Source organism: Bradyrhizobium sp. IC3195, assembly GCF_020193585.1.
Lineage (GTDB): Bacteria > Pseudomonadota > Alphaproteobacteria > Rhizobiales > Xanthobacteraceae > Bradyrhizobium > Bradyrhizobium yuanmingense.
On the sequence record NZ_JADYVG010000005.1, the window covers coordinates 121,931 to 148,377 of the forward strand.

23 protein-coding genes are annotated in these 26,447 nt (G+C 63.6%); 5 read left to right on the forward strand and 18 right to left on the reverse strand.

The window, feature by feature from the left end; translation table 11 throughout:
• Window positions 1–154: 154 nt before the first annotated feature.
• The 14 genes from I6F09_RS13210 to I6F09_RS13275 all read right to left on the reverse strand — a co-directional run bounded on the left by I6F09_RS13210 (window position 155) and on the right by I6F09_RS13275 (window position 15,079).
• Window positions 155–1,528 (reverse strand): cation-efflux pump, encoded by a 1,374-nt coding sequence (locus I6F09_RS13210; protein ID WP_225188235.1) that lies wholly within the window; start codon window positions 1,526–1,528, stop codon window positions 155–157.
• Between the two features lie 208 nt (window positions 1,529–1,736).
• Window positions 1,737–2,708: a zinc-binding dehydrogenase gene (locus I6F09_RS13215; RefSeq protein ID WP_225188236.1), complete on the reverse strand. Its 972-nt coding sequence runs from the start codon at window positions 2,706–2,708 to the stop codon at window positions 1,737–1,739.
• Window positions 2,709–2,733: 25 nt separating this feature from the next.
• Complete coding sequence (locus I6F09_RS13220; RefSeq protein WP_036005739.1) at window positions 2,734–3,729, reverse strand: nitronate monooxygenase family protein; 996 nt, start codon at window positions 3,727–3,729, stop codon at window positions 2,734–2,736.
• A gap of 311 nt (window positions 3,730–4,040) precedes the next feature.
• Window positions 4,041–4,715, reverse strand: coding sequence for a hypothetical protein (locus tag I6F09_RS13225; protein ID WP_225188237.1), 675 nt, complete (start codon window positions 4,713–4,715; stop codon window positions 4,041–4,043).
• 54 nt (window positions 4,716–4,769) lie between these two features.
• Complete coding sequence (locus I6F09_RS13230) at window positions 4,770–4,973, reverse strand: hypothetical protein (protein WP_036005927.1); 204 nt, start codon at window positions 4,971–4,973, stop codon at window positions 4,770–4,772.
• Window positions 4,974–5,489: 516 nt separating this feature from the next.
• Window positions 5,490–6,272 (reverse strand): fumarylacetoacetate hydrolase family protein, encoded by a 783-nt coding sequence (locus I6F09_RS13235; RefSeq protein ID WP_225188238.1) that lies wholly within the window; start codon window positions 6,270–6,272, stop codon window positions 5,490–5,492.
• Window positions 6,272–7,291 carry a 2-dehydropantoate 2-reductase gene (locus I6F09_RS13240; RefSeq protein WP_225149837.1) on the reverse strand — a complete coding sequence of 340 codons (1,020 nt, stop codon included), beginning with the start codon at window positions 7,289–7,291 and terminating at the stop codon, window positions 6,272–6,274. Before I6F09_RS13240 ends, I6F09_RS13235 begins: the two co-directional genes overlap by 1 nt.
• A 180-nt stretch (window positions 7,292–7,471) precedes the next feature.
• A complete protein-coding gene (locus tag I6F09_RS13245; RefSeq protein WP_036005729.1) occupies window positions 7,472–7,900 on the reverse strand; it encodes a CBS domain-containing protein in 429 nt (142 codons plus the stop codon).
• A 174-nt stretch (window positions 7,901–8,074) separates the two neighbouring features.
• Entirely contained in the window at window positions 8,075–9,397 is a 1,323-nt protein-coding gene (gene oxlT, locus I6F09_RS13250) for an oxalate/formate MFS antiporter (RefSeq protein WP_036005726.1), read from the reverse strand.
• A 244-nt stretch (window positions 9,398–9,641) separates the two neighbouring features.
• Complete coding sequence (gene oxlT, locus I6F09_RS13255; RefSeq protein WP_036005723.1) at window positions 9,642–10,934, reverse strand: oxalate/formate MFS antiporter; 1,293 nt, start codon at window positions 10,932–10,934, stop codon at window positions 9,642–9,644.
• 408 nt (window positions 10,935–11,342) lie between these two features.
• Window positions 11,343–12,842, reverse strand: a complete 1,500-nt coding sequence (locus tag I6F09_RS13260; protein WP_036005721.1) for a tripartite tricarboxylate transporter permease — start codon at window positions 12,840–12,842, stop codon at window positions 11,343–11,345.
• Between the two features lie 42 nt (window positions 12,843–12,884).
• On the reverse strand, window positions 12,885–13,382 hold the full coding sequence (locus I6F09_RS13265; protein ID WP_036005718.1) for a tripartite tricarboxylate transporter TctB family protein: 498 nt from the start codon (window positions 13,380–13,382) through the stop codon (window positions 12,885–12,887).
• Window positions 13,383–13,467: 85 nt separating this feature from the next.
• Entirely contained in the window at window positions 13,468–14,472 is a 1,005-nt protein-coding gene (locus I6F09_RS13270) for a tripartite tricarboxylate transporter substrate-binding protein (RefSeq protein WP_036005923.1), read from the reverse strand.
• 469 nt (window positions 14,473–14,941) lie between these two features.
• On the reverse strand, window positions 14,942–15,079 hold the full coding sequence (locus I6F09_RS13275) for a hypothetical protein (protein ID WP_167361641.1): 138 nt from the start codon (window positions 15,077–15,079) through the stop codon (window positions 14,942–14,944).
• A 263-nt stretch (window positions 15,080–15,342) separates the two neighbouring features.
• Between I6F09_RS13275 and zigA the strand changes: the two genes are divergently transcribed.
• Together zigA and I6F09_RS13285 are read left to right on the forward strand one after the other, a co-directional pair.
• Window positions 15,343–16,548, forward strand: a complete 1,206-nt coding sequence (zigA, locus tag I6F09_RS13280) for a zinc metallochaperone GTPase ZigA (RefSeq protein WP_036023317.1) — start codon at window positions 15,343–15,345, stop codon at window positions 16,546–16,548.
• Window positions 16,549–16,671: 123 nt separating this feature from the next.
• Window positions 16,672–17,997 carry an Hsp70 family protein gene (locus I6F09_RS13285; protein ID WP_225188239.1) on the forward strand — a complete coding sequence of 442 codons (1,326 nt, stop codon included), beginning with the start codon at window positions 16,672–16,674 and terminating at the stop codon, window positions 17,995–17,997.
• A gap of 41 nt (window positions 17,998–18,038) precedes the next feature.
• Here I6F09_RS13285 and I6F09_RS13290 read toward each other — a convergent pair whose 3' ends face one another.
• On the reverse strand, window positions 18,039–18,617 hold the full coding sequence (locus tag I6F09_RS13290) for a c-type cytochrome (RefSeq protein ID WP_225188240.1): 579 nt from the start codon (window positions 18,615–18,617) through the stop codon (window positions 18,039–18,041).
• Window positions 18,618–18,770: 153 nt separating this feature from the next.
• Entirely contained in the window at window positions 18,771–19,214 is a 444-nt protein-coding gene (locus tag I6F09_RS13295) for an SRPBCC family protein (RefSeq protein ID WP_036005710.1), read from the reverse strand.
• A gap of 262 nt (window positions 19,215–19,476) precedes the next feature.
• Between I6F09_RS13295 and I6F09_RS13300 the strand changes: the two genes are divergently transcribed.
• Window positions 19,477–19,722 carry a hypothetical protein gene (locus I6F09_RS13300; RefSeq protein WP_225188241.1) on the forward strand — a complete coding sequence of 82 codons (246 nt, stop codon included), beginning with the start codon at window positions 19,477–19,479 and terminating at the stop codon, window positions 19,720–19,722.
• A 109-nt stretch (window positions 19,723–19,831) separates the two neighbouring features.
• On the opposite strand, the gene I6F09_RS13305 is transcribed toward I6F09_RS13300, so the two are convergent.
• Complete coding sequence (locus I6F09_RS13305; protein ID WP_225188242.1) at window positions 19,832–20,518, reverse strand: hypothetical protein; 687 nt, start codon at window positions 20,516–20,518, stop codon at window positions 19,832–19,834.
• 199 nt (window positions 20,519–20,717) lie between these two features.
• Window positions 20,718–21,695 (reverse strand): AraC family transcriptional regulator, encoded by a 978-nt coding sequence (locus I6F09_RS13310; RefSeq protein WP_225188243.1) that lies wholly within the window; start codon window positions 21,693–21,695, stop codon window positions 20,718–20,720.
• A gap of 384 nt (window positions 21,696–22,079) precedes the next feature.
• On the opposite strand from I6F09_RS13310, the gene I6F09_RS13315 reads away from it, so the two are divergent.
• Entirely contained in the window at window positions 22,080–25,382 is a 3,303-nt protein-coding gene (locus I6F09_RS13315; RefSeq protein WP_225188244.1) for an outer membrane beta-barrel protein, read from the forward strand.
• Window positions 25,383–25,506: 124 nt separating this feature from the next.
• Window positions 25,507–26,337: an outer membrane beta-barrel protein gene (locus I6F09_RS13320; protein ID WP_109144348.1), complete on the forward strand. Its 831-nt coding sequence runs from the start codon at window positions 25,507–25,509 to the stop codon at window positions 26,335–26,337.
• Window positions 26,338–26,447: the final 110 nt, after the last annotated feature.

The window sequence follows — 26,447 nt, forward strand, 5'->3', positions numbered from 1 at the left end:
GATTTGAATCCAGTTTTCGCGGGCTGTCGAGAGTCAACGAATCGTTAACGCGAAATTATTCTTATCCAACACGCAGTTTGTGCGTCGCGCGTCCGCAAAGGCACGGGTGCAACGAGTCCGAAACGAGAACGTGTGACTCGTCGCGCATTCTTCATCACGCCCGCGGCGGCTCGGCGTGGCTGATGACGCGCTTCACGCTCGGGAACGCGCGCCGCAACGCACGCTCGATCGCGTCGACATGCTCGTGCACCTTGATCACGCTCATCGACGGTGTTGCGCGGCAGTGGAAGTTGACGATCTCGCCGGCATCCGTGTTGCGGACGCGCACATTGTGGATGTCGTGGATCTCGCCGCCGGCGGCATATTCCGTCAGCGCGGCGGCGATGGTCCGCACCCGGTCCGGCGTGGCATCGACCCCGAACGGAAGTTCCGGTTCCAGCGGCTCGATGTGAACGTCGACCTCGACGTCCTCGCCAAACTCCTCCTGGATGTTGCGCTCCAGCGTGTTGGCGATGTCGTGCGCGGCCTCAAGCTGCATGTTGGCATCGACCTCGAGGTCGATGCTGACGATCAGCTTGACGCCGAGATCGTGCACCGTGACGTGGTGGACGGCGAGGGCGGAATTGCGCGCGATCACCATGATGCGGTCGCGCACGGTCTCGTTGTCGCGCGCGACGGGCACTGCGGCGAAGGTAAGGTCGGCATCGCCGAAAGCCTTGGCGACGGCGGCCTGCGCGTTGCGCTTGATGTCCTCGACCCGGTCGATCGGATAGGTCCGCGGCACCTTCGCGATAGTGTCGATGAACGTGGTCGCTCCGACCATGCGCACGCGCAAGCGTTCGACGTCGATCACGCCGGGCACGCTGCGGATCGCCGCTTTGGCCTTCTCCTGCGCGCCTTCGGGAGCGCGATCGACCAGCGTCTGCACGGTCGAGCCGGCCATGCGCAGGCCGAGCGCTGCGATCATCACGGCAACCGCTGCGGCCGCCGCGGTGTCGCCCCACCAGAAGCCGAGCCCAGCCAGGATCAGGCCCACGATCACGGCGCAGGAGCCCATCACGTCCGAGGCGAAATGCAGCGCGTCGGCCGCCAAGGCCTGGCTTCTGGTCTCCCGCGCGGCACGGTGCAGGGCGCGGGCGCGCCAGAGATTGACGGCGATGTCGATCACCAGCACCACGAACGGCACGGCAGAGATGGTCGGCGGCGGGGTTCCCTCGCGCAGCCGGCTATAGGCCTCAACCAGGATGCCCCCGGCCAGCACGTAGAGCAGGGCGGTGACGCCGAGCGCGGAGATGCTTTCCAGCTTGCCGTGGCCGTAATGGTGCTCCTCGTCGGCGGGCTTGTCGGACACCCGCACCACCGCCCAGGTGATGATGGTCGCAACCAGGTCGATCAGGGAATGCAGGGCTTCCGAGATCAGCGCCAGCGAGCCGATCGCGATCCCGACCGCGAACTTGGCCGCCGCCATGCCGCCGCTGGCGAAGATCGAGATGGCCGCGACCGAGGTTTTGTCGTGCTGGAAGGTCATGGGCGGGGATTTAGCAGCCCCGTGTGGGACATCAAGCGATGATCCACAGGATGTAGTCGCTAGTGAGTTGCAGGAGCGGTCTACGCCTTGCTCCGGCCCCGTAGGGTGGGCAAAGGCGCGTTAGCGCCGTGCCCACCATTCGTCCGCGATGGATGCAGATCGTGGGCACGCTTCGCTTTGCCCACCCTACCGGGCCGCTGCCGGCGCCCTACGGCACCGTCACCACGATCTTCCCCAGATGCTTGTTCGCTTCCATGTGCTCGAACGCCTTGTCGATGTCGTCGAACGCGAACACCTTGTCGATCGGCAGTTGCAGCTTGCGCGATTCCACCGCGGCCCAGATGTCCCTGCGGACCTCGGCAAAGATCTCGCGGACCTCCTCGATGGTACGGGTACGGAAGGTGACGCCGACATAGTCGATGCGGCGGGCCGCGTGCAGGTCGAAATTGAAGTCGGCATGGGTGCCGCCGAGGCGGCCGACATTGACGATGCGGCCCTTGATCTTCGTCGCGGCGAGGTTCTGGTTGGCGACCTTGCCCGAGACCTGGTCGACGACGAGGTCGACGCCTTCGCCGTTCGTCGCCTTCAGCACCTCGTCGACCCATTTCGGATCGGAGCTGTCGACGGCGAGGTCGGCGCCATACTCCTTCAGCCGGCCGCGGCGATACGCGTCGGTGGACGAGCCGATCACCAGCTTCGCGCCCTTGAGCCGGGCGATCTGCATCGCCATCAGCCCGACGCCGGAGCTCGCGCCCTGCACCAGCACGCTCTGGCCAGCCTGCACCCCGCCGATCGTGACGACGGCGTTGTGCATGGTCGCGAGCGCGACGGGGAGGGTGGCGGCCTCCTCGAAATTCATGTTCGAGGGCGTGTGGAGCAGCCGGCCGTGATCGGCCAGCGTATACTCGGCGAACGCCGCGCCGCCCGATCCCATGATGCGGTCGCCGATCTTCACGCCCTTCGCATCGGGCCCGAGCTCGGCGACCTCGCCGGCCCATTCCATGCCCAGCACGGTGCCGACGCCGCCGGCCGCGCCATGGGCGTGGCCCTTGCGCATGCCGGTGTCGGCGCGGTTGAGGCCGCAGGCGCGAACGCGGACGAGCACCTGCGTGCCTTTGGGCTTTGGTTGAGCGACGTCGGAAATCCTCGCGCCTTCAGGGCCGTAGACGTAGGCTTTCATGCAATACTCTCACGTCTTGCAGTGATTATTCCGCCGCTTCGCGTTGTGACTGAACGATCATCCCCTCGAGCCGGCTGCGAATGATCGCCTCCGCCTCGCGCACGATGCGGGAGACGAGCTCGGCACAGCTCGGGATGTCCTGGATCAGGCCCTGCACCTGGCCGGCCGACCAGATGCCTTCGTCGGAATTGCCGGTGGCATAGACCATCTTGCCGCGGGCACCGGCGACGAGCTCGCGGATGTCCTCGAACTTGGCGCCTTCCTTCTCCATCGCGACGACCTTGGTCGAGACCGCGTTCTTGGCCACGCGCGAGGTGTTGCGCATGGTGCGGAAGATCAGCTCGGTCTCGCGCTCGTCATTGGCGACGATCTTCTCCTTGATGAGCTGATGGATCGGGCTCTCCTTGGTGGCCATGAAACGGGTGCCCATGTTGATGCCCTCGGCTCCCAGCGCCAGCGCCGCGACCAGGCCGCGGCCATCGGCAAAGCCGCCAGAGGCGATCATCGGAATCTTGATCTTGTCGGCGGCGGCCGGGATCAGGATCAGGCCGGGCGTGTCGTCCTCGCCGGGATGGCCGGCGCATTCGAAGCCGTCGATCGAGATGGCGTCGACGCCCATCCGCTCGGCCGAGAGCGCGTGACGGACGCTGGTGCATTTGTGCACGACCTTGACGCCGTGCTTCCTGAACTCGTCGACATGCTCCTGCGGCTTGTTGCCGGCGGTCTCGACCACCTTGATGCCGCTCTCGATGATCGCGGCGCGGTATTCGGCATAGGGCGGCGGCTTGATCGCCGGCAGGATGGTGAGGTTGACGCCGAACGGCTTGTCCGTGAGGTCGCGGCAGCGCGCGATCTCCTTGGTCAGGTCCTCCGGCGTCGGCTGGGTCAGCGCGGTGATGAAGCCGAGCGCGCCGGCATTGGCGACCGCGGCGACCAGCTCGGCGCGTCCGACCCATTGCATGCCGCCCTGAACGATCGGGTGCTGGACGCCGACGAGCTTGGTGAACCGTGTCTGCAACATGATCTGTTTCCCCCGCGCCCCGCGTGGCGCTTTGTTCTCGGTTGATGGCGGCAGGATGCCGCTGGGGGTGGGAAAAGTCTATTGCGCCGCCCGGCGGGGCGACCATGCGGAAGGCGAGGAGATTCCGCGGGGCGGATAATTGGGGTGCGCTGCTGCCTGATGAGGGCAAGCTCTTTCCTCAAACTCCGCCGTCATACCCCGCGAAGGCGGGGTATCCAGTACGCCGCGACCTCTCGGCTCTACCCTCGCAGTCTCTGGAATACTGGATTGCCCGCCTCCGCGGGCAATGACACCGAGTATGGGGCGAAGAGCTACTTCGCCGACAGCCGCACCATCTGGCGCCCGCCGTTGATTTCCTTGAGGCTGTTGACGAAGTTTTCCGGGCGCTGCCAGCGATGGGGGACCTTCAATCCCATGAACTCCGCGATGTCGCCGATGAAGCCGGTACAGTTTATGGTCTCGGCATTCCAGACTGGAGAGCTGGCCTGCAACTCCTTGATGTAGGCGAACACGCGCTTGGCGTCGGCTTCGTTGAGATAGACCCGATAGCTCGCGGTCAGATATTCCGGATCGAGATCGCCGTAGCTGGCGCCGGTCTCAGATGGCACAAAGGTGATGTGACCGAGCACGTAAGCGAGCGTATCGCCGGCCGGCGTCAGGCCCGCAACCTCGACGGCCTTCTCACTGGTCTTGCCGTACCAGACGAAGGCATGGCCCCAGCTCGCGGCCGTGCGGGCGCGGAAGTCGACGTAATAGGGGCCTTTCTCCGCCCGCGCGACCGAGCGCCGCGTCGATTGCGGCTGTGGTCGCGGGGCGGTGTCGGTCGTAGCAAGCGCGTTCGCATCGCCAACGCGCCTGTCGGTCTGCTTGTCGGTCTGCTTGTCGGTCTCATGGGCCGAGGCCGAGGGCGTCGTGCATGAGAGCATAGCTGCAAGAGCGAAGCCCGCGAGGATGCAGGATCCCGATCGACCAGCTTTGTTCGTCACGCTATTCCCCCTCGACCATCGAGCGCAAATGTCTGACGCGTATTTCGCTGCGCGTCAGTAGCGCGCGGCGACCGGGCCCGGCGCCTTGCCGATCGGGGCCTTTCCAATCGGGCTCTTGCCGATCGGCATCTTGCCGATTGGCGCCTGCTCGCCCGGATAGGCTGGCACGGGCTGGCGGCGCGGCAGATCCGCAGCGTTTGCAGCCGTCGCAAAAGCAAGCGTGGCACCCAGAGCAAATACAATCTTCTTCACAGCGATACCCCTAGAAGGTTTGGTCCAAACACGGTCATGCCGTGCCCCCAGACACGCCTTCCAAAAGGGCGGCCGAATGCGTCCAAGTTGCGGCGCGCACGGGACATGTTGGCGGCATTGCTCGGGCGCGCGGAGATGTGATGTGTCTGGATGTTTCCCGGGGGCGCGCAGCACCGGAATTGCGTCAACGCCAGGCGCTGCGGAACGATGCGAGGTGGCGCGCACGTCCCTGTGCCGGCCCGCTTGCACCCAGGCCAGCCGCCACCGCCAGGACGAACCAACGTTCCCCGGGCTATTTCTTCCCGAGCAAGTTCGACCGAATCCTATCGGCGAACCAGACCACGAAGATCGCGGCGAACGAGAGAGCGAAGTACAGCACGGTCCACAGCAGTGCGTTGCCGGCATTCGACATGTGCGTCCTCCCTTGCATCAGAAATCAATCTTTTGCCGGGGAGGGTAGCCTTGGCCGCGACGGCGGGTTTGCGCCAGATCAATTTTGCTGCTCTGCGGCGGCGAAAAAGTCTACAGCCGAAACTCGTTGGTGAGCTCGCCGATGCCGTCGATCGCGACGGTCACCGTGTTGACGGGCTCCTTCATCACGCCGACGCCGACCGAGGTGCCGACCGCGATGAGGTCGCCGGGCGAGAGGGTCATGTCGTGGGAGATCCTGCTCACCAGCTCCTGCGCGCTGAAGATCATGTCCGAGATCGGGTAGTTCTGCCGCTCCGCGCCGTTGAGGATGGTGCGAACCGTGAGTTTTGCCGGATCGAGACCGGTCGCGATCACGGGACCGAACGGGCCGTAATCGTCGATGCCCTTGGCGCGGGCCCATTGGGCGAAGGTGGGGTCGCGCGTCAGGATGTCGTTGGCGGTAATGTCGTTGACGCAGGTGTAGCCGAAGATGAAGCCGTCGGCCTCATCTGGCGAGACACGGGCGCAGGTCCTGCCGATGACAATGCCGAGCTCGCCCTCATAGGTGGTCTTGCCGTCGTAATAAGACGGGCGGCGGATCACGGCGCCAGGTGCGGCGATGCTGGTGGTGGCCTTGAGCAGGTACAGCGGCTCCGGCGGTTTGGGCTGGTTCAGCTTGGCCGCGAGCGCGTGGAAATTATTCCAGAGCGCGACGATCTTGCTGGGCACGCAGGGCGCAAGCAGCTCGACCTCCGAGAGCGCCAAAATCTTGCCCGTTGCGGCGTTGCGGCCGACCATGTCGCCCTCGTGCACGGTGATGCCGGAGGACGTCAGCGTGCCGAAGCCCGTCGTCCCGGCATGGCGGAAGCGCAGCCATTTGGTCACGCTCGTCATCACGCCACCGCCAGTGCGCGCGAATCAGCCGGTGTCGAGACGCCGTCATAGAGGCCGGCGATGCGGGCGCGCTGCGTCACCATGGCCAGCACCGAATCGAGCGCGGGCGTGGCGATGCCGGTGAGCCGGCCCATCTCCTGCACCACGGTGACGAGCGGATCGATCTCCATCGGGCGGCCGCGCTCGAGATCCTGCAGCATCGAGGTCTTGTGCGCGCCAACCTTGCGCGCCCCCTCTATGCGGCGCTCGACGTCGACGCGGAACTTGACGCCGAAGGTCTCGGCGATGGCTTGCGTCTCCACCATGATCGCGCGCGACAGCGCGCGCGTGGCGGGATCGGTGCAGATCACGTCGAGCGTGGCGTGGGTCAGCGCGCTGATCGGGTTGAAGCAGACATTGCCCCAGAGCTTCAGCCAGATCTCGTCGCGGATGCGGTCGAGCACGGGAGCCTTCAGGCCGGCGGCGGCGAAGAGATCGGCGAGGTGCTGCACGTCGGAGGTGATCTCGCCCGAGGGCTCGCCGAGCGGAAAGTTGTTGCCGTAGACGTGGCGGATCACGCCGGGCGCCTCGATCTCGGTGGCGGGATAGACGATGCAGCCGATGGCGCGCTCGGCCCCCAGCTCACGCCACTGCCGGCCGCCGGGATCGATGCTCTCCAGCGTCGAGTTCTCGTATTGGCCGCCGTGCTTGTAGAAGTACCAGTAGGGAACGCCGTTGACGGCGGTGACGATGCGGGTGTGAGGCCCGAGCAGCGGCTGCATCTTTTCGATCACGCCGGTGATCGAATGGGCCTTCAGCGTGATGATGATGAAGTCCTGCACGCCGAGTTCGGTGGGATCATCGGTGCAGCGCGGATGAACGGTGTGCTTTTCCTCGCCCGCGAGCAGCGTCAGGCCGCGCTCGCGCATGGCGGCAAGGTGCGCGCCGCGTGCGATCAGGCTGACGTCGGCGCCCGCGCGCCCGAGCTGAACCCCGAGATATCCGCCGATCGCGCCGGCGCCGTAGATGCAGATCTTCATGAAATCCTCGCGAGCAGAGACGGATTTTGGGACGAAAGATCCGGTCCGGCTCGGAAGGATCCGAGCCGGGGCCGGCAGTCGCAGGGGGAAGTTTTGCCGCTCTAAAGCGCGATGCGCTTTAGTCTATTGTTTGAGCATGATCTTGTCGGAAAACCGCTGCGCACTTTTCCGGATCATGCTTTAAGCCGCCGCTTGCGGCGTGCCGTTGAGCGCCTCATCCATCGCCGCGGCGATGTCGCGCATGCTGATGACGGAGACGAGGCTGTAATCGTCGATCACGGGCAGATGGCGGATATGATGACGGTTCATCAGATGCCGGACGTGCTCGATCGTGTCGGTGGAGGTGCAGGACACCAGCTGCTGCACCGAGACCAGCTGGGAGACCTTGACGTTGACGGCGCCCGCGCCGTGCTCGGCGACGGCGCGCACCACGTCGCGCTCGGTGAACATGCCAACCGCGGTGTTGCCCTCGGAGCGGACCACATCCTTGACCACCAGCGCGCTGATATTGTTGGCGCGCATCAGCTTGGCCGCGATCCCCACCGTTTCGTTCATACGTACCGTGACAACGCGCGGCGTCTTCTTGCGCAGAATGTCTCCGACCAGCATTGCAACCTCCCTGGGTGAGTGGTGAGGAAGTGTGGTATACATAATGCCAATCGTCAAGCGCTGGATTTGGCGGATCCGAAAAATCTTGCGACAGGCGTACTGACATTATCGCCGTGCCCAAAAAGAAAGGGGCGCATCGCTGCGCCCCTCTGCAAGCCGGCAAGGTGCGGCGCCTTACGCCGTCTCGGTCTTGGCGGTTCCGCTTGCGGTCTCCGTGCGCTCGGCTTCCTGGCCGAGGATGAAGGCGCGGCGCAGCGGCTTGATCACGAGCAGCGCCATCAGCGCCGCCGTGGCGTTCAGCGCCACCGCCACCACGAATACGGCCTTCCAGCCATAGGCGGTCGAGATCACGCTCGCGAGCGGGACGAGCAGGGAGGCCGTGCCCTTCGCGGTGTAGAGCATGCCGTTGTTGGTGGTTGCGAACTTCGCACCGAAGGTGTCGCCGCAGGTCGCGGGGAACAGCGAATAGATCTCGCCGAACACGCCGAAATAAACCGCGGTGGCCAGCACGAAGACGACAGGCACCTGGCCATAGGCCGAGAGCGTCAGCAGCATCAAGGCCGCGGTGCCGAAGGCGATGAACATGGTGGGCTCGCGGCCGATCGTGTCGGAGACCCAGCCGAAGAAGGGTCGCCCGAATCCGTCGAAGATGCGGTCGAGCGAGATCGCGAAGGTCAGCGCCGCCATCTGGAAGCCGGCGAGCGTCACCGGCTTGTCGGCGATCTTGAAGTCGTGTGCGATCGGGGCGATCTGCGCCGCAGTCATCAGTCCGCCGGAAGCGACCATGACGAAGACGAGATACATCGCCCAGAAAACAGGGCTGCGCAGCACTTGCGGCGGGGTGAAATCGATCCTGGTCTGCGGCAGGTTGATCTGCTTCTTCTTCGGCGGAATGGAGAGGCGCGGCGGCTGGATGAAGAAGGCGAGCACGAACACGACGAGGCCCTGGGCGATGCCGAAGGTGAGGAAGGCGTGCTGATAGCCGCTCGAGGCGATCATGCTCGCGATCGGCACGATGGTGATCGCGGCCCCTGCGCCGAAGCCGGCGGCGGTCGCGCCCGCCGCGAGGCCGCGGCGGTCGGGAAACCATTTCAGCGCGTTGCCGACGCAGGTGCCGTACACGGCACCCGCGCCCATGCCGCCGACGATCGCCGCCGCATAGAGCAGGGTGAGGCTGTCAGCGGAGGCGTTGAGGATCCAGGACAGTGCGATCATCACGCCGCCGAACATGATGACGATGCGCGGGCCGTATTTGTCGACGAACCAGGCCTCGACCGGCACCAGCCAGGTCTCGGTGACGACGAAGATGGTGAAGGCGAGCTGGATCGCGGTGCGCCCCCAGTGGTGGGCGGCATCGATCGGATCGACGAACAGCGTCCAGCCATATTGCAGATTGGCGATCATCGCCATGCAGACGATGCCCATGCCGAGCTGGAGCCAGCGGAAACCGGTGCGAAGCGGCGCGGCGGTGACGGCGCCGTCCGGGCTGGAAATCATCGAGAACCTCCCAGCGCCTGATTGTCCGTGACACAGGATCGCAAGACGACCTGGTGTCGCGAGTATTGTGGCTTATCGTCGCAGGCGCGGCGCGGAGATTGGTATACGATATTCCAGATTGCAAGCCCTAACTTGTCACTTCTTGGTGGCTCCGCCCGCGCCCCGGCGAGGCGATGCGACGATCGCCAAAGAAAAACGCCCGGCCGTGAGGCCGGGCGTCGTGCTTGCTGAATTGTATCGCCGGTCAGATCGTCGATTTCGCGACCACGACCTTGCGCCAGGGCTTGAGCACCGCGATCGCCAGCACCGAAGCCAGGATGTTGGCGCCGGCCGCGATGATGAACACGCTGTCCCAGGTCCCCGATGTCTGCTGCATGTAGTTGGCGATCGGCACCAGCAGCGCGGCGGTGCCCTTCGCGGTGTAGAGCAGGCCGGCATTGGTGGTCGCGAACTTGGTGCCGAACGTGTCGGTGCAGGTCGAGGGGAATAGTGAGTAGATCTCACCCCAGGCGAAGAACACGAAGCCCGAGAGCAGCACGAACCAGACCGGATCGTGACCCCAGAGGTAGAGCATCCAGATGCCGAACCCTTCCATGCCGAAGGCGATGAACATCGTGTTCTCGCGGCCGATCATGTCGGAGATCCAGCCGAAGAACGGACGCGTCAGGCCGTTGAGCACGCGGTCGATCGTGGCCGCGAAGGTCACCGCCGTCATCGTCACCGCCATCAGCGTGACCGGGACGCTGTCGACCTTCCAGTCAACCGCGATCGGCTTCAGGTTCGCGGTGACCATCAGTCCACCCGCGCCGACGATCACGAACATGAAGTACATCAGCCAGAAGATCGGCTGGCGCAGCACTTCGGTCGGCTGATAGTTGCGCCGGGTCTGGATGATATTGGCATTCGCCACCACGTGCGGCACCTGGCCCGCTTTCGGCGCGAGCAGAAAGAAGGCGAGGAGGCAGATGATGATGCCTTGCCCGAGGCCGAAATAGAGGAAGGTGGTCTGGAATCCGCTGTCCTTGATCATGGCCTGGATCGGCGCCACGGTCAGCGCGGAGCCTGCCCCGAAGCCGGCCGCCGTGATGCCGGCCGCAAGACCGCGCTTGTCCGGAAACCATTTCAGCGCGTTGCCGACGCAGGTGCCGTAGACGCCGCCGGCGCCGATGCCTGCGATGATCATGCCGAGATAGTAGCCGTTCAGCGAGGTCGCCTGCGCGTTGATCGCCCAGCCGATAGCGCAGAGCACGCCGCCGACCAGCACCACGATGCGCGGGCCGTATTTGTCGACGAACCATCCTTCAACCGGCACCAGCCAGGTCTCGAACAACACGAAGAGCGTGAAGGCCCATTGGATCGAGGCACGATCCCAGCCGAACGTCTTCTGGATGTCGGGGACGAAGAACGTCCAGCCATATTGGTAGTTGGCGATCATCACCATCGCCGCCACACCGATCGCCAATTGCGCCCAGCGATAGGCATCGCTTACGCGCGCGGCACTCGGGGCCGCTGCTGCCGACTGCACCATGTCCGTCATCAAAAACCCTCCCAAACGCGCCCATCATTTTTATGCATGCGCTGGCGCGCACTCTGGTATGCAATATGCCAAGATTCAAGCGAGGACGGGAGGGTGCGGCGAAATAGCGCGGGCTTGTTCACATGCGCTATGAGCGCGGAAATGTAAAGCCCGATCGCGTCGGCGTGATGGCGGCGATTGCAGTTGATTAAAGCTAAGAGGCTGTTTTTACAGCGCTTTATCTCGGATCGGCGACGTCGCGGGGCGTTGTTGAAAGCCTATGCACTTGGCGTTCTTGCAGGCCTGCATTGGTCGCGTGCGCCGAGGCGCCGTCGGCGGGGGACGGCGCAATCTCTGGAATTCTATATTCCAGAAGTCTGGAGTGCGGCAATTTGGCGTCGGTACCGATGCGGATTGCGCAGATCCCCCTCACGCCATCGACGTGCGCAGCCGGCTGTAGCCTTCCTGGATCGCGGACCAGAACAGGGCGACCAAGCCGAGCGCCATGATGGTGCTGACGAGGCCGTTGGAGAAGAACACCCCGAGCGATCCTTGCGAGCCCAGCAGCGATTGTCGGAAGGCTTCCTCGGCCTTGTCGCCGAGCACGATGGCGAGCACCAGCGGCGCGAGCGGGTAATTGCACTTCTTCAGGAGATAGCCGATCACGCCGAACACCAACATCAGCATCACGTCGAAGGTGCTGTTGTGCACCGAATAGGCGCCGATCGCGCAGAGCACCAGGATCAACGGCGCGATGATGCCGAAGGGTACGCGCAGGATCGCGGCGAAGATCGGCACGCAGGTGAGTACGACGATGAGCCCGACGAGATTGCCGAGATACATCGAGGCGATCAGGCCCCAGACGAATTCCTTCTGCTCGACGAACAGCATCGGGCCAGGCTGCAGGCCCCAGATCAAGAGGCCGCCGAGCAGCACGGCGGCGGTCGGCGAGCCCGGCACGCCGAGCGACAGCATCGGCAGCAGCGCCGCGGTGCCGGCGGCGTGTGCGGCCGTCTCCGGCGCGATCACGCCCTCGATCTCGCCCTTGCCGAAATTGTTGCCGCGTCGCGCCAGCCGCTTGGCGATGCCGTAGCTCATGAAGGAAGCAGGCGTCGCGCCGGCCGGGGTGACGCCCATCCAGCAGCCGATCAGGCAGGACCGCAGCGATGTCATCCAATAGGCGGGCAACTCGCGCCAGGTCTGGAGCACGACACGAAGGTTGATGCTGGCTTTGCCGCCGCGGAAGGCGAGCCCTTCCTCCATGGTCAGCAGGATCTCGCCGATGCCGAACAGGCCGATCACGGCGATCAGGAAGTCGAAGCCGTTGAGCAGTTCGGTGATGCCGAAGGTCAGCCGCAATTGTCCGGTGATCGAGTCCAGCCCGACCGCCGCGAGCGCAAAGCCGATCATCATTGCGGCGATGGTCTTGAACGGCGGCTCCTTGCTGAGGCCGACGAAGGAGCAGAAAGCGAGGAAATACACCGCGAACTTCTCCGCCGGCCCAAATCGAAGCGCAAAGCCCGCGACGAGCGGCGCAACCAGCGTGATCATGACGACGGCAAACAGCGCGCCGACGAAGGAGGAGGTAAAGGCCGCCGTCAGGGCCTCGCCGGGCTTGCCCTGCTGGGCCATCGGATAGCCGTCGAAGGTGGTCGCCACCGACCATGGCTCGCCAGGGATGTTGAACAGGATCGAGGTGATGGCTCCCCCGAACAATGCGCCCCAATAGATGCAGGACAGCATGATGATGGCCGATGTCGGCGGCATGCTGAAGGTCAGCGGAAGCAGGATCGCGACGCCGTTGGCGCCCCCGAGCCCCGGCAGCACGCCGATGAGGACGCCGAGCGTGATGCCGATCACCATCAGCATGATGTTGTAGGGCTGCAGGGCGACCGCGAAGCCGTGAAACAGATTGGCCAACTCTTCCATGTCAAAACGTCCTGCAGCAGCAATTGAATGGGTGGATGGGTCTCACAGGCCGAGCCATTCCTCGAGCGGCCCCTTGGGCAGAGGGACGAGGAACCAGCGCTCGAAAACGAGGTAAGTCACGACCGGCATGCCGACCGCCACCGCTGCGACGGTCAGCCAGCGATAGCCGCCGAGCCAGCGCATGAACCAGGCGATGAAGAGCATCGAGCCGACGTAAAGGCCGATGAACGGCATTGTGCCGACGTAGATGGCGGTCGGCACCACGACGCTCATGACCTGGCGCAGCTGCCCCCATTCGGCGAACAACCGTCCGTCGTCGTCGCGCTGCGCGTTCCAGACGTTGATCGCACTCGCCGCGACGATGGCCGCGCCGATATAGAACGGGAAAAATCCGGCGCGCGGCCCCTCCGGGCCCCAATTGATGCCGGCCTTGAGGCTGCCGAAGATCACGATGAGGCCGAACACGCCGATCAGCAGCCCCATGCCGATTTCCAGCGTCTTGTGGGCGGGGCCGGATTCGGCTCGGGATCGTTCAGTCATGAGGCCTCCAGGCGGAAATGCAGTCTTTCGCAGTCGCTGCCGGCGCGAGGACGCGCAGCATCCTCGGCCGTCATCGATGCCAGGCTCAATTCGATGCGAGGAAGCCGGCTTCCTTCATCAGGCTTTCGTGCCGCTTCTCCTCCGCCTCGATCCACTTGGCGTAATCGGCGCCGGTCAGGAAGGTCGTGTTGAAGGCGCCGCTCTTCATGAACTCCTGCCATTCCGGCGTGGCGCGCACCTTCTTGAACAGCTCGACGTAATATTCGACCTGGTCCTTTGTGGCCTTGGGCGACATGAAGATGCCGCGCAGCATGAGATATTCCATCGCAAGGCCCTGCGACTTGCAGGTCGGAATATCCTTCCAGGCCTTGCCCTCGGCGATCGGCTCGTCATAGGCCATCGGCTGGGCGTCGAACACGCAGAGCGGACGGAGCTTGCCGCCGCGCCATTGCGCGACCGCCTCGATCGGGTTGTTGACGGTCGAATCGACGTGGTTGCCGACCAGCTGCACCGCGACTTCGCCGCCGCCCTTGTAGGGAATGTAGGTGAACTTGGCGTCGATGGCCTTCTCGATCCCGACCGTGATGATCTGGTCTTCCTGCTTGGACCCGGTGCCGCCCATCTTGAACGTGCCGCTTGGTGCCTTCTTCGCGGCCTCGACATAGTCTTTCACGGAGCTGTACGGCTTCTCGGCATTCACCCAGAGCACGAACTCGTCGAGCGCGAGCATCGCAACCGGAGTCAGATCCTTCCAGTTGAAGGGGATGCCCGTCGCCAGCGGCGTCGTGAACAGGTTCGACAGCGTGATGATGATCTTGTGCGGATTGTTCGCCGACGTCTTCACATCGAGGAAGCCTTCACCGCCTGCGCCGCCGGCCTTGTTGATGACGACCAGCGGCTGCTTCATCAGATTGTGCTTGGTGACGATGCCCTGGATGGTGCGCGCCATCTGATCGGCGCCGCCTCCGGTACCCGCGGGCACGATGAACTCGACCGGACGGACCGGCTCCCAGGCGGCACGGCTAGCGGTGCTGCTCGCGCACGACATCACCATTGCCGCCAACGCGACATTCAGAACGAATGGCTTCATCTTGTTCACTCCCTGTCGAACCCTCAACGCAGCCGCTCTTTGTCGGCTTGCGTCAGCCCATCCCGAGTCACATGCCCCGGGATTACCCTTGCGGTCTAGCACCCATGGCAGTCCCGATAGAAACTGTATGAGCAGGGATAACGCGCGGCATCCGCATCTTTCGACTAAGGCTTCGCCAAGGGCGCGGCAAACATGGCCACTCGGCCTTCCGTCCTGCGTTACGCTTCCCCGTCCTTACACTTTTGAATCGTGCAACCGTTCTTGTTTGAATGGATGGTATGCGAAATGCCAGTAGACAAACAACCGGAATCGTCGGTTGGCCTCGGCGGACTAATCGTCGCAGTTGCGCTCGCCTGCGTGGGAGGGCGCTGCCAAACAGAAATGGCCCCGACAGGCGAGGCCATTTGGTCAAGCACCGTGTTTTTGGCTTCTGTGCCGTCGCCCGTTCGGTGAGGCAGCGAAGGCCTTCTTACAGGCCGAAACGCGGCAAGTCCCCGTTGCGATTGGAGATTTCGGCGCTCGCCAGCAGCAAGCCGTCGATCGCGGCCATCAGGCGGGCGAACAGCGAGGAGGAGGGCGCAAGAGCGACAGAAGCGGTCTTGGACATCGGAAATCCCTTTCTTGAGAACAGTCAGTCTTGCTGTCTCATTCCTGGGAACAATCTATGTATGCCAGATGCCAGCGTCCATGCTCTTGTTTGCATAGCAGCATTCTTTCTTCCGCATTGCGGCATAGGCGGTGAACCCTGGGCGGGCCGAGCGCCTTGACAGGGTCCGGTTGAATAGAGAATGTAATGTTATAACATTACATAGTGAGATGCCGTGTCTCGTCGTCCTCGGCCCATCCCCCTCAAGAGGCTGTTCGATCTCCATGCCCAAACTCCCCGTCACCGTCTTGTCCGGCTTCCTCGGGGCTGGAAAGACCACTTTGCTGAATCACGTCCTGAACAATCGGCACGGCTTGAAAGTGGCGGTAATCGTGAACGACATGAGCGAGGTGAACATCGATGCGGACCTGGTCCGCGATGGTGGTGCCAACCTCTCGCGGACTGATGAGAAACTGGTGGAGATGACCAACGGTTGCATCTGCTGCACCCTGCGCGACGATCTCCTGAGGGAAGTACGTGCGCTCGCCGAAAGCGGGCGCTTCGATTATCTGCTGATCGAATCGACGGGCATTTCGGAGCCGCTCCCGGTCGCAGCGACGTTCGATTTCCGCTCGGAAGAGGGCGAAAGCCTCTCCGATATCGCCCACCTGGACACGATGGTGACGGTGGTCGACGCCGCCAACCTGCTGAAGGACTATTCCTCGACCGAGTTCCTCGGCGAGCGCGGCGAGGCGCTGGACGGCGACAAGCGGACGCTGGTCGATCTCCTCGTGGAGCAGATCGAGTTCGCCGACGTGATCGTCCTCAACAAGGTGGACGATGCCTCGCCGCAACAGCGCGAGGCGGCACGGCAGATCATCCGCTCGTTGAATCCCGAAGCCGACATCATCGAGGCCAATCACAGCCGCGTGCCGTTCGACCGCGTGCTCAACACCGGCCGGTTCGACTTCGAGAAGGCCCAGCAGCATCCGCTCTGGTACAAGGAGCTCTATGGTTTCGCCGACCACGTGCCTGAAACGCAGGAATATGGCGTGAAGAACTTCGTCTACCGCGCCCGCCGGCCGTTCGATCCGGCGAAGTTCGACAAGTTCGTCAAGGCATCCTGGCCAGGCGTGATCCGGGCGAAGGGTCATTTCTGGCTGGCGACGAGGCCGCAATGGCTCGGCGAGATCAGCCAGGCGGGAGCGATCGTGAGGACCGAAGCGCTGGGGTTCTGGTGGGCGAGCGTTCCAAAGGAGCGGTGGCCGAACGATGAGGCCTGGCGCAAGCGGCTCGACCAGTATTGGGACAAGCTGTACGGCGATCGTCGCCAGGAGATCGTGTTCATCGGCACCGGCATGGACGAGGCCGAGATCCGTGGCAGGCTGGACGCATGCCTTGTCCCTGATACGTCCACCATGGACATCGCCGCATGGTCCGCTCTCGCCGATCCGTTTCCGGCCTGGCGTCGAGGCGATCAGTCCAACTGATCGACGTGCCTGCCAGGCACGCGGCGTGAGGTTCGAGCTCGACCATCTCGGACCAGGTCTTGCAAGGGGACGGCAAAGCCGTTAGTGCTCTGCCCCCTTTCCAAGCATCATTCAGAGTGGTTCATGTCGAGCGCCTCGCCCGCCGTCTCGATCGGCATCGATTTTGGCACGAGCAACACGGTCGTTGCGCTGGCGGCGGACGACCGCCGGGTCGAAGCCATTCGCTTCGACCATGGCGGGCAGCGTCACAGCGTCTACGTGTCGGCGCTGTGCTTCTGGGAGGACCGGCCGGGCGCCGGTGCCCAGGCCGAGGGCGGGCCATGGGCGATCGAGCAGTTCCTCGAAGGACGCCACGTCTACCGCTTCCTGCAATCGTTCAAGACCTTCGCAGCGAGCTCGAGCTTCAACACCACGCAAGTCTTCCGGCAGCGCTACAAATTCGAGGACATCCTGGCGGCATTCCTGCGCACGCTGGCGCGCCACGGCGGGGACAAGTTCGGCTTCGAGGCGGCGAACATCACCGTCGGCCGCCCGGTGCGCTTTGCCGGCGGCAATCCCGACGAGGCGCTGGCGATGCAGCGCTACCGCGCCGCGTTCGAGCGCTTGGGCGCCGGCCACGCGCGCTATGTCTACGAGCCGGTGGGCGCGGCGTTCTCGTTTGCCCGCAGGCTGGAGCGCGATGCCACCGTGCTGGTGGCCGATTTCGGCGGCGGCACCAGCGACTTTTCCGTGATGCGTTTCTCGCGTGCGGGCGGCGTTCTTCGCGCCGAGCCGCTCGGCCATGCCGGCATCGGCGTTGCCGGCGACACCTTCGACTATCGCATCGTCGACCACATCGTGTCGCCGCGGCTCGGCAAGGGCTCCAGCTTCCGCTCGTTCGACAAGGTGCTGCCGGTTCCGACCGGCCATTACACCAACCTGGCGCGCTGGCATCAGCTCGCGATGATGAAGAGCAACGGCGATCTGCGCGAGCTCCGCGAGCTCGCGCGCACCGCGCTGAAGCCCGAGCTGCTCGAGGACTTCATCACTATCGTCGATCTCGACCTCGGCTTTGCGCTTTACCGCGCGGTGTCCGACGCCAAGGTGGCGCTCTCGGCGCAGGACGAGGTGGACTTCCGCTTTAGGGGCGGCGGCGTCGACATCGGCGCGGCCATCACGCGGAAGAAATTCGAAGCCTGGATTGCCGACGACATCGCCCGGTTAGGTGCCACCGTCGACAAGGTGCTGGCCGAGGCCCGCATCGCCTCGCGCCAGGTGGAGAAGGTGTTTCTGACCGGCGGCACCTCGTTTGTGCCTGCGGTCCGAAAATTGTTCGCCGACCGCTTCGGCAACGAGCGCCTGATGTCCGGCGACCAGTTCGAGTCGATCGCCTATGGCCTGGCGCTGATCGGGCACAGTCCGGATCCCGAGCGCTGGACGGCAGGCGGAGGGCCTGCCGCGAAGGCATAGCAGGCGGCGTTCGGCGTCTGTGCGGCGACGCTGTTCGATCGCTATTTCTGCTGAATTCGGTTCAGGTAGTCGATCACCGCGAGAATGCGAGTCCGCACGACGACCTCCGGGTTCTGCTGCGGCCCTGCCTTTTGCCAATAATAAGAATCGACGGCGTGAGGCAGGTTGACGATGGGGTTGAACCGCTCGCCCCAGATCGGCATTTCACGGGTGCCGTGCGCCGGAACCGATTTCGACCCGTATATGGTTTCGTAAACGGCGTTGGTGGGAAACACCCCGTTGTTGTTCTTGGTCAATATGGTCAAGTCGGAAGGCCGGATCTTGAGCTGACTGCTGACGGGTCCGCTGCCCCTTGCATCGGCGCCATGACAGCTCGCGCACGAAGACTGAAATTCCGCCTTGCCGATATCGACGTCTTCGCCCTTGGCCGCGGTGGCGAAACCGGCGGCAACACCGGCAATGATCAACCATTCGACAGCAGATCGCATCATTTCGCCTCCGACGCGCGCAGGGAAGACTTCTGCTCCTAGCCGCTTCGCCGTCTTGACGGCTTGATGCATATCAAGACCGCACACCAGTGCCGCCGCGTGGGCAAAGGCGCGCTCCGCCGTGCGCGCCATCTGGCAAGTGCCGTTGGGTGGGCAAAGACGCGCTCTTCGCGCGCCGTGCCCACCATCTTTGCGAGGTTGAGAGACCGTTGGTGGGCACGCTTCCGCCTTCGCTCGTCGAGCTACGGCGGACAAGTCGCTTTGCCCACCCTAAGATACTGACCGCTATTCATTGATCTCCGGCTCGACGAGCTTGGCCAGATTACGCAGCGATTCCTGCCAGCCGAGATAGCACGCCTCCGGTGGAATGACGTCGGGGATACCGGCCTGCGTGATGTCGATCTCGGTGCCGACCGAGACTTTCTTCAGGATCACGGTCACCTGGATTTCGCCGGGCAGGTTGGGGTCGTCGAATCTGTCGGTGTAGCGGAGACGTTCGCCCGGCACGAGCTCGAGATATTCGCCGCCGAACGAATGGCTGTTGCCCGTCGTGAAGTTCCGGAACGACATCTTGAACGTGCCGCCGACCTTGGGCTCGAAATGATGCACGGTGCAGGTAAAGCCGTTCGGCGGAAGCCATTTCGCCATCGCATCGGCTTCCAGGAAGGCGCGATAGACCTTCTCCGGGCTGGTGGCGAGAACGCGGTGCAGGCGGACGGTATTGGGCATGGTTGTTATCCTTCGATGATTGATGGGCCCGAGCTGGCCTCTATGGCCCATTCATGTCACGAGGACGACGGGCAAGCCGCCGATCCGACAGGGCTTTGCGGATTTTTTGTCGCGGGTGCCGGGACCGCGAACCCTCATATGCGAGAACCCTGCCTGCACAGGGGCCGCACAGCGCAGAAGCTCTCTCCAGGTTTAACCGCGCACGTGAGGAACACGGAGCGTATCGGCTTGTTGTTGGCAGTCAGAACAGGAGACAGGTCAGATGATCAAGAAGCTCATGCTGGGCGCAGTGATCGCCTCGATGATGGGATCCACCGCAATGGCGCAACCCAGTCAGCAACAGGGAGGCGCGCAATCCGGGGTGGGCGGAACAAGCGACACCACGAAGAACAATGACAAATCCAAAGGCGGCATGACGACCGGGACCTCGTCGACCGGCACCACGGACGGCTCGGGCAGCAGCACCCCTGGCGGACAATCCTCCAAGAAGAGCTCGACGCCCAAATGAGTTCAGGAGGCGCTCATTGTCGGTCTACGACCAAACGATGGGCGCAAACTTCAAGCCGCGGCAAGGAAGTTCTTTGCGGAGCAGCGGCGCGCTCTTTGATCGGCTCGGCCTAGGCCCCAACGTCATTCGGTGTCATTGTGAACGCCAATCTGTAACGACCTGGCGTCGGACCATCCTGCGCGCCCGCTCTTTGAAGCGATGGCGGCGAGAGCTGTCCGGCGATGACAGCGTCAACCGCATCGATATCGTAACCTGACAACAGAATGATCCAGTCGGCGGCACCGTCATTGCCGCGGATTTGCTGTTCAGTGGTGGGCGAACTCGTCTTGGGCGTATCGGTCAGGAGGAGGTGGGCGCCCGTCAGCCCCGGCTTGGAGGCGAGAGCGCCAAGCGTATCGAGAAGGCGCGCCTGCAGCTCGGCGGCCCGTCCGTTGAGCGGCGACAGCCCGATGGTGGCGAGCGCGCCTGCGATGCCGCCGCCAAAGCTCGCGGCGATCCGGCACTGGCTGCGCACCATGCCGAGATGATGTGGCATCATCTTTGTCGACCACGGTGTCGGCGCATTGAGCCGGTCGAGATATCCCTTCGACGTAAGGACGTCGTAGTGCTCGAGCTCGTAGAGCACGAAGAAGCCCTCGGCGTCCGTCGTGCTGGTCCACCGTGACCCGCGCCGGAAGCCGGGAATGCTCAGCCGCTCGGGAAAGTGCTCGTGCGAATGCCAGTCGCCGAACTCGCTGCGCTGCTCCGGGCGGACGCTCCACCACATCGCGACGGCGGCCTTGCCGAGCAGTGACATGCTGACCTCCCTGCCTTGCGCGGGGCTATCGCATTTGAAAGCTTCGCGATAGCCCTGACTTTCTTGCGGACACTTTGCCTCAACACCAACAGGGGCGGCAAGGTGTCTCCGCCTGGCAAGCCGCAGCCACGACGCGATCGGAGGCGATCATGGTGCGTGGTGGACGCGAGCCCAGCGGAGCGCCGGACTGCGCGTCCGATCACATCGGCTCGCCGACATCGCGCCGATAATGCCTCGGCGAAGTTCCGAAGCGGCGGCGGAAACAGCGGTTGAAGTAGGACACCTCGTTGAATCCGCAGGCATAGGCGATATCGCTGATCTTCGATCGGTTGTAGCGGGAATCGAGCAGCATCTTCCGTGCCTTCTGCAACCGCAGCTCGGTGACACGTTCGGTAAAGCTCGATCCGGTCTCCTGCAGCAGTTCCTGGACGTAACGCGGCGAAAGCCCTAACTTGCGTGCAAGTTCGCTCGGCGAAAACGACGGATCAGCGAAACGCCTCCTGATATCTGCGATCACGTCCTGCAGCCGCGCGGCACGCAACCCGCGCCGCGTCGCAAGCTCGGCTGAATCGCCGCGGGCGCCGAGGGCCAGCGCGACCAGATCGATGAGATGCGTGCCGATGTTCTCCTTCAGCACGAGGTCGGCATCGATGTCGGAGTCGATGACGATGGCGAGATAGCGCTCCAGGTGACGCAAGGCCGGCGATGCAGCCAACGGCGTCAAGGCAAGGTCCTCGAAATTCGGCAGCCGCTCGGCCAGCAGCGCGCGCGGCACCGTAATGCCGCGAAAGGCGATCGGCCCATCAAGTTGCGACGCGATCGGCGCGGCGTTGGTATAGAGCATCGCCTCCCCCGCGCCGCGAATGGCCTCGCGGCCTTCCTGCCTGATTAGCGTACTCACACCGTTGAACGTGGTGCCGATGATGTAGTCGCCGCGGGTATCGGCTTCGACGTGACGCTGGGTACGAACTGCCGTCTGAATATTAGCCTCAATCTGGGTGACCGCGATATCGCCGAGTTTCAGGAATTCGGACCGCGAGTAAAACGGCGCATCGGGAAAGAACGAAATGTCCGCCGCGCACAAATGGTCGGTGAACAGGTCGAGCCACAGCCGCTGGCGCGCACCTTCGTCAAGATGCGCGGGAAGCTGATCCGAAGCGAATACGACCTTGGACATCGTTGCACGGCAAAGTTCAGGTGTAACTTGATACCGCCGCAGAGTTTATCGCGGCGCAAGCGCTACGTGTGCGGTAAAGCGCCGCATTCTCTGCGAGAACCAATTGGCTGCGCGCGCCAGTCTAAGTCGAGCGCGTCGCTGTCAAACTTCGTCATGCTTTGAACGGGCGAATGTATCCACCGAGCAACATGGATTCCGAAAAGGGCAGACGATGCGGAATCGTTCAACTCGGGTGCAGGCCAGGACAAGAAGCCGATGGCCATGACGTGTCAGTAACTTAGCCATCAAACGACGGCGGCAAGGGCGTGGTGCGCTACGCCTTTTGACGGGGCGCGTTCCTGTGGTTTTGGAGCGCCTGCTTTGGAATTGGAATTGGGGGGTGGAGTGAAAAAGCTGACATCACTGACGGGCGCTTCATTGGCTGGCGCCTCGATCATGGTTTCTGCAGGAGCTCTGGCCGCCGACCTCTCTGTGAAGGCGCCACCCCGACCCGCTTGGGTGGATAGCTGGGCGGGGCCTTATATCGGCGCCTATTTCGGCGCGGGTGCCGGACGTGTGACGGAATCCTCGACGGGCCGTTTCGGTAACAGTTCTGTCTCGACAAACGCCGGCGTTGTGACGTCGAGCTCGACCTTGGTCGGAACGACCGCGAGCAATCTTGCGGGCGATGTGACCGGTTCGATGGTCGATCTGTTCGCGGGGTATAATTGGCAGGCCGGGAGTATCGTGGCGGGCGGGCAGGTCGAAGGCACGGTCTTTTCCGATGTCGCGTTGAAGCCGTTCGGCAACGAGACGCTCAACAGCGTCAGCACCAACGTGCTGCTCGGGGCGGTGACCTCGACGGGTGCCCGCACCGCGATCGTGCAGAGCAACCAGCAGCTGCGCTCGCGGGTCGGGCTGATCGGCCGGGTCGGTTTTCTCGCGCGTCCGGATCTGCTGCTGTATGGCCTCGGCGGCCTCGAGCTCGGTCACTTTACCTTTGCCGACGGCGCCGATCCTTTCGGCGGTGACAACAACAAATGGGTTGCCGGCTACACGGTCGGCGCCGGCGGCGAGCTGAAGCTGACCGGCAATTGGTCGCTGCGCGGCGAGTATCGGTATCTGAACTTTGGCTTCAACCGGAGCGCAGCCGCCAGCTCAACGGCCAGCTCGGCGACGGGCGCAACCACGTCCGTCTCGACTAGCAGTCAATCCTTTTCGTCACGCATAAATGCTGATTTCCACCTGGCCAAGATCGGTCTGGTCTACCAATTCGGTGATTCCGGGCCGCTGTCCGCAATGGCGGCGATACCTTCGGCAGCACGCGGGTCTTCATTCGCAGGCGCCTGGGGTGACAGCTGGGCCGGCCCCTATATCGGTGCTTACGTCAGCGCCGGCGCCGGGCGGGCAAGGCAGACCTCCACGAGAATCGACGACGAAGGCAATGCCAGCAGTCTCGGCGGGTCGTCGGCGTTCACGCGATCAGGATTCGGCAATCTCGCCGGCGACATGACCGGTTCGATGGTCGATCTGTTCGCGGGCTACAATTGGCGAACCGGCAATGTCGTGGTCGGCGGGCAGATCGAAGGCACCCTGTTCAGCGACGTCACCACAAGGATGGTCGGCAACGAGGCATACAGCTCGGTGTCGAGCGACAACGGCGTCGTCACCTCGACAGAATCGGGGACGAACAGCATCGAGGACCGGCAGCAATTGCGCTCGAACGTCGGCGTGATCGGCCGGGCCGGTTATCTGGTGACACCGAATGTGCTGCTGTACGGCCTCGGAGGCCTGGCGCTGGGGCACCTGACCTATCCCGACAATTATCCCGACCCGGAAGCGCAGGTCAGCGACAAGAACGGCAAATGGGTGGCCGGTTATGTCGCGGGCGCGGGCGGCGAGGTCAAGCTGACGGACAGCTGGTCGCTGCGCGGCGAATACCGCTACATGCATTTCGGATATGACCGTAACGAGCCGTCAGGCAACTCGTCGACGTCCGTATCGGGCGGCGGCACCAACACGTCCACCAACAGCACCGTCCACCGGCGGCATATCGATGCCGATTTCCACGTCGGCAAGGTTGGACTGGTTTACCAATTCGGCGCGTCAGGCGCGCGGTCGGCGATGGCGGCACCGCCGGGCCCGGCCTGGAGCGACGGCTGGGCGGGACCCTATATCGGTGCCTATTTTGGTGCCGGTGCCGGACGTGCGGCGGAAACCATCGCAACGAACAACAGCAGGACCAGCACGACCACCAGCGTCGGGACCACGACCTCCACCAGCACTGAATCGGCGCGCGGCCGTCCCGTCGGGGACGTGACGGGCTCGATGGTCGATCTTTTCGCGGGCTACAATTGGCGCGCCGGCAATGTCGTGGCCGGCGGGCAGATCGAAGGCTCGGTGTTCTCCGACGTTACGTTCAACACCATCGGTCCTCAGACATTCACCTCAGTCGACACCTCGAACGGAGCTGTCACCTCGCGGTTCTCGGGCTCGCAAACCGCTGCGAGCCAGGCTCAGCAGCAGCTGCGTTCGAATGTCGGCGTGATCGGCCGGGCCGGTTATCTGTTGACACCGAACGTGCTGCTCTACGGCCTCGGGGGTCTGGCGCTGGGGCATTTCACTAACGCAGACGGGGACTTCAGCCGCGGCGATTCCAGCGGCAAGTGGGTGGCCGGCTACACATTGGGCGCCGGCGGCGAAGTGAAGCTGACAGGCAATTGGTCGCTGCGTGGCGAGTATCGCTATGCGCATTACGGCTTCGACCGCGACGAATCCAGCAAATTCGCATCGAACTCGCAATCGACCGGATCCTCCAGGACCTCTGTGTCCACCGACAGCACCCATCGTCAGATCAATGCCGATTTCCACACCGGGAAGATCGGCATGGTCTACCGGTTCGGTGAAGGCGGACCGCGTTCGGCCATGGCCGCGATGCCTGGCGCGCCCAGCGACCACTGGGCGGGCCCCTATCTCGGCGCCTATTTCGCTGCCGGCGCAGGCCGCGCCCGACAGAACCTCGCCTCGACGGCCGACTCCGCGCAGCAGAATTTCAATGGCGCCGTGCTAACGACGAATGGCGTCGTCAGCACGACGACCCGCGGCAATGCCGTCGGCGACACGATGGGCTCGATGGTCGACCTGTTCGCAGGCTACAATTGGCGAGCCGGCAATGTCGTGGCCGGCGGTCAGATCGAAGGCACGCTGTTCTCCGATGTCGCGTTCAAGACGGTCGGCGAGCAAACGAGGAATACCCGGCAAGTTTCCAACGGTGTCGTGACGACAGGTGTCAATCAGGTGGCGATGCAGGCCAGCGAGCAATTGCGCTCGAACGTCGGCGTGATCGGCCGGGCCGGCTATCTCGTGACCCCGAACTTGATGCTTTACGGTCTCGGCGGCCTGGCGCTGGGCCATTTCACTTTTCCCGATCCCGGCAATTTCGAAGGGCCCAACGGCAAGTGGGTGGCGGGTTATACGGCCGGCGCGGGCGGCGAGTTCAAGCTGACGCAGCGATGGTCATTGCGCGGCGAATATCGCTACATGCACTTCGACATCGACCGCAACGAGACACGGACCAGCTCGAGCACGCAGACCCTGGGCACCACGACCATTTTCAGGTCGAACGCAGACACCACGTCGCGAAAGACCAGTGCGGATATTCACATTGCGAAGATCGGTGCCGTCTATGGCTTCTGCTATTGCGACTAGGTGCACGGTGGCAAACGCGCATGCAGATGGTGGTTGCGATCACCTCTGTGAAATAGGCAGGCGAAAAGCCGCTACTGAATCGTTCCATGGGTGCGCCGCCTCTCGGCGCAATTTGAGGGAAGTCATGAAATCCATTGTCTCTGGTACTCTCCTGCTCTCGGCTCTCTGTCTCTCCCACGCCGCCTTCGCGGCCGATCTTGCCAGGGCCTACACCAAGGCGCCGCCCGCGCCGGTCGCATTCAGCTGGACCGGTTTTTACGCCGGCGTGCATGGCGGTTATGGCTGGAGCGATCCGACCGCGACCTTCGATCCCGGCGCGCTCGCAACCGGGACGGTGCCCGGCTATGTCGTCACGGGCGGGACTGGGCCGTTCACCCTGGATGTGAGCCCCAAGGGCGGATTCGGCGGCGGCCAAATCGGCTATAACTGGCAGTCCGGCACGTTCGTGTACGGCCTGGAAGCGGATGTCAGCGGCGCTGCCATCAGAGAGACGGCGAGCCGCCCCTTCAGCGTCACCGGAACGATCGGCGGCGACAATGGCGCCTTCACCGGCGTATTCAATCTCAAGCAGGAAATCGACGTCTTCGGCACGATCCGCGGACGTCTCGGATACGCGGCGAACAATGTGCTGATCTACGGTACCGGTGGCTTCGCCTGGGGCCACGTCAAGAACAGCATCTTCACCTCCAACCTCGCCACGCCGAATATCGCCAATTTCAACGGTTTCTTCCCGGCCCTGACGCGAAGCGCTTCCTCGTCGGAGGTCCAGGTGGGTTTCTCCGCGGGTGGCGGTCTTGAATGGGCATTCGATCCGCGCTGGACGTTCAAGGCCGAGTACATCTACATCAATCTCGGAAAGTCGAACGGCAATGCTCTTGCATTCCCCGGAGCGTCCTTCACGGACACCGAGGTTCAGCTTCATACGGCCAAGGGCGGCATCAATTATCGGTTTTGACTGAATGGATTTTGTGGTGCTTAGTGGTGGTAACGCAGGCGCGGCCAGTAGCGAACCACGGGCAGGGCAGAGCAAGTCTGCTCTGCCCCGAACTCAGACGTCAACTTGTT

Bases quoted from the DNA above. Each gene is read 5' to 3' on its own strand.
- I6F09_RS13305 (WP_225188242.1), bottom strand. From the start codon at position 20,518: ATGTCACTGCTCGGCAAGGCCGCCGTCGCGATGTGGTGGAGCGTCCGC.
- oxlT (WP_036005726.1), bottom strand. From the start codon at position 9,397: ATGATTTCCAGCCCGGACGGCGCCGTCACCGCCGCGCCGCTTCGCACC.
- I6F09_RS13220 (WP_036005739.1), bottom strand. From the start codon at position 3,729: ATGTTGCAGACACGGTTCACCAAGCTCGTCGGCGTCCAGCACCCGATC.
- I6F09_RS13310 (WP_225188243.1), bottom strand. From the start codon at position 21,695: ATGTCCAAGGTCGTATTCGCTTCGGATCAGCTTCCCGCGCATCTTGAC.
- I6F09_RS13245 (WP_036005729.1), bottom strand. From the start codon at position 7,900: ATGCTGGTCGGAGACATTCTGCGCAAGAAGACGCCGCGCGTTGTCACG.
- I6F09_RS13275 (WP_167361641.1), bottom strand. From the start codon at position 15,079: ATGTCCAAGACCGCTTCTGTCGCTCTTGCGCCCTCCTCCTCGCTGTTC.
- I6F09_RS13295 (WP_036005710.1), bottom strand. From the start codon at position 19,214: ATGCCCAATACCGTCCGCCTGCACCGCGTTCTCGCCACCAGCCCGGAG.
- I6F09_RS13320 (WP_109144348.1), top strand. From the start codon at position 25,507: ATGAAATCCATTGTCTCTGGTACTCTCCTGCTCTCGGCTCTCTGTCTC.
- I6F09_RS13210 (WP_225188235.1), bottom strand. From the start codon at position 1,528: ATGACCTTCCAGCACGACAAAACCTCGGTCGCGGCCATCTCGATCTTC.
- I6F09_RS13285 (WP_225188239.1), top strand. From the start codon at position 16,672: ATGTCGAGCGCCTCGCCCGCCGTCTCGATCGGCATCGATTTTGGCACG.
- I6F09_RS13300 (WP_225188241.1), top strand. From the start codon at position 19,477: ATGATCAAGAAGCTCATGCTGGGCGCAGTGATCGCCTCGATGATGGGA.
- I6F09_RS13260 (WP_036005721.1), bottom strand. From the start codon at position 12,842: ATGGAAGAGTTGGCCAATCTGTTTCACGGCTTCGCGGTCGCCCTGCAG.
- zigA (WP_036023317.1), top strand. From the start codon at position 15,343: ATGCCCAAACTCCCCGTCACCGTCTTGTCCGGCTTCCTCGGGGCTGGA.
- oxlT (WP_036005723.1), bottom strand. From the start codon at position 10,934: ATGACGGACATGGTGCAGTCGGCAGCAGCGGCCCCGAGTGCCGCGCGC.
- I6F09_RS13265 (WP_036005718.1), bottom strand. From the start codon at position 13,382: ATGACTGAACGATCCCGAGCCGAATCCGGCCCCGCCCACAAGACGCTG.
- I6F09_RS13235 (WP_225188238.1), bottom strand. From the start codon at position 6,272: ATGACGAGCGTGACCAAATGGCTGCGCTTCCGCCATGCCGGGACGACG.
- I6F09_RS13290 (WP_225188240.1), bottom strand. From the start codon at position 18,617: ATGGCGCGCACGGCGGAGCGCGCCTTTGCCCACGCGGCGGCACTGGTG.
- I6F09_RS13270 (WP_036005923.1), bottom strand. From the start codon at position 14,472: ATGAAGCCATTCGTTCTGAATGTCGCGTTGGCGGCAATGGTGATGTCG.
- I6F09_RS13240 (WP_225149837.1), bottom strand. From the start codon at position 7,291: ATGAAGATCTGCATCTACGGCGCCGGCGCGATCGGCGGATATCTCGGG.
- I6F09_RS13215 (WP_225188236.1), bottom strand. From the start codon at position 2,708: ATGAAAGCCTACGTCTACGGCCCTGAAGGCGCGAGGATTTCCGACGTC.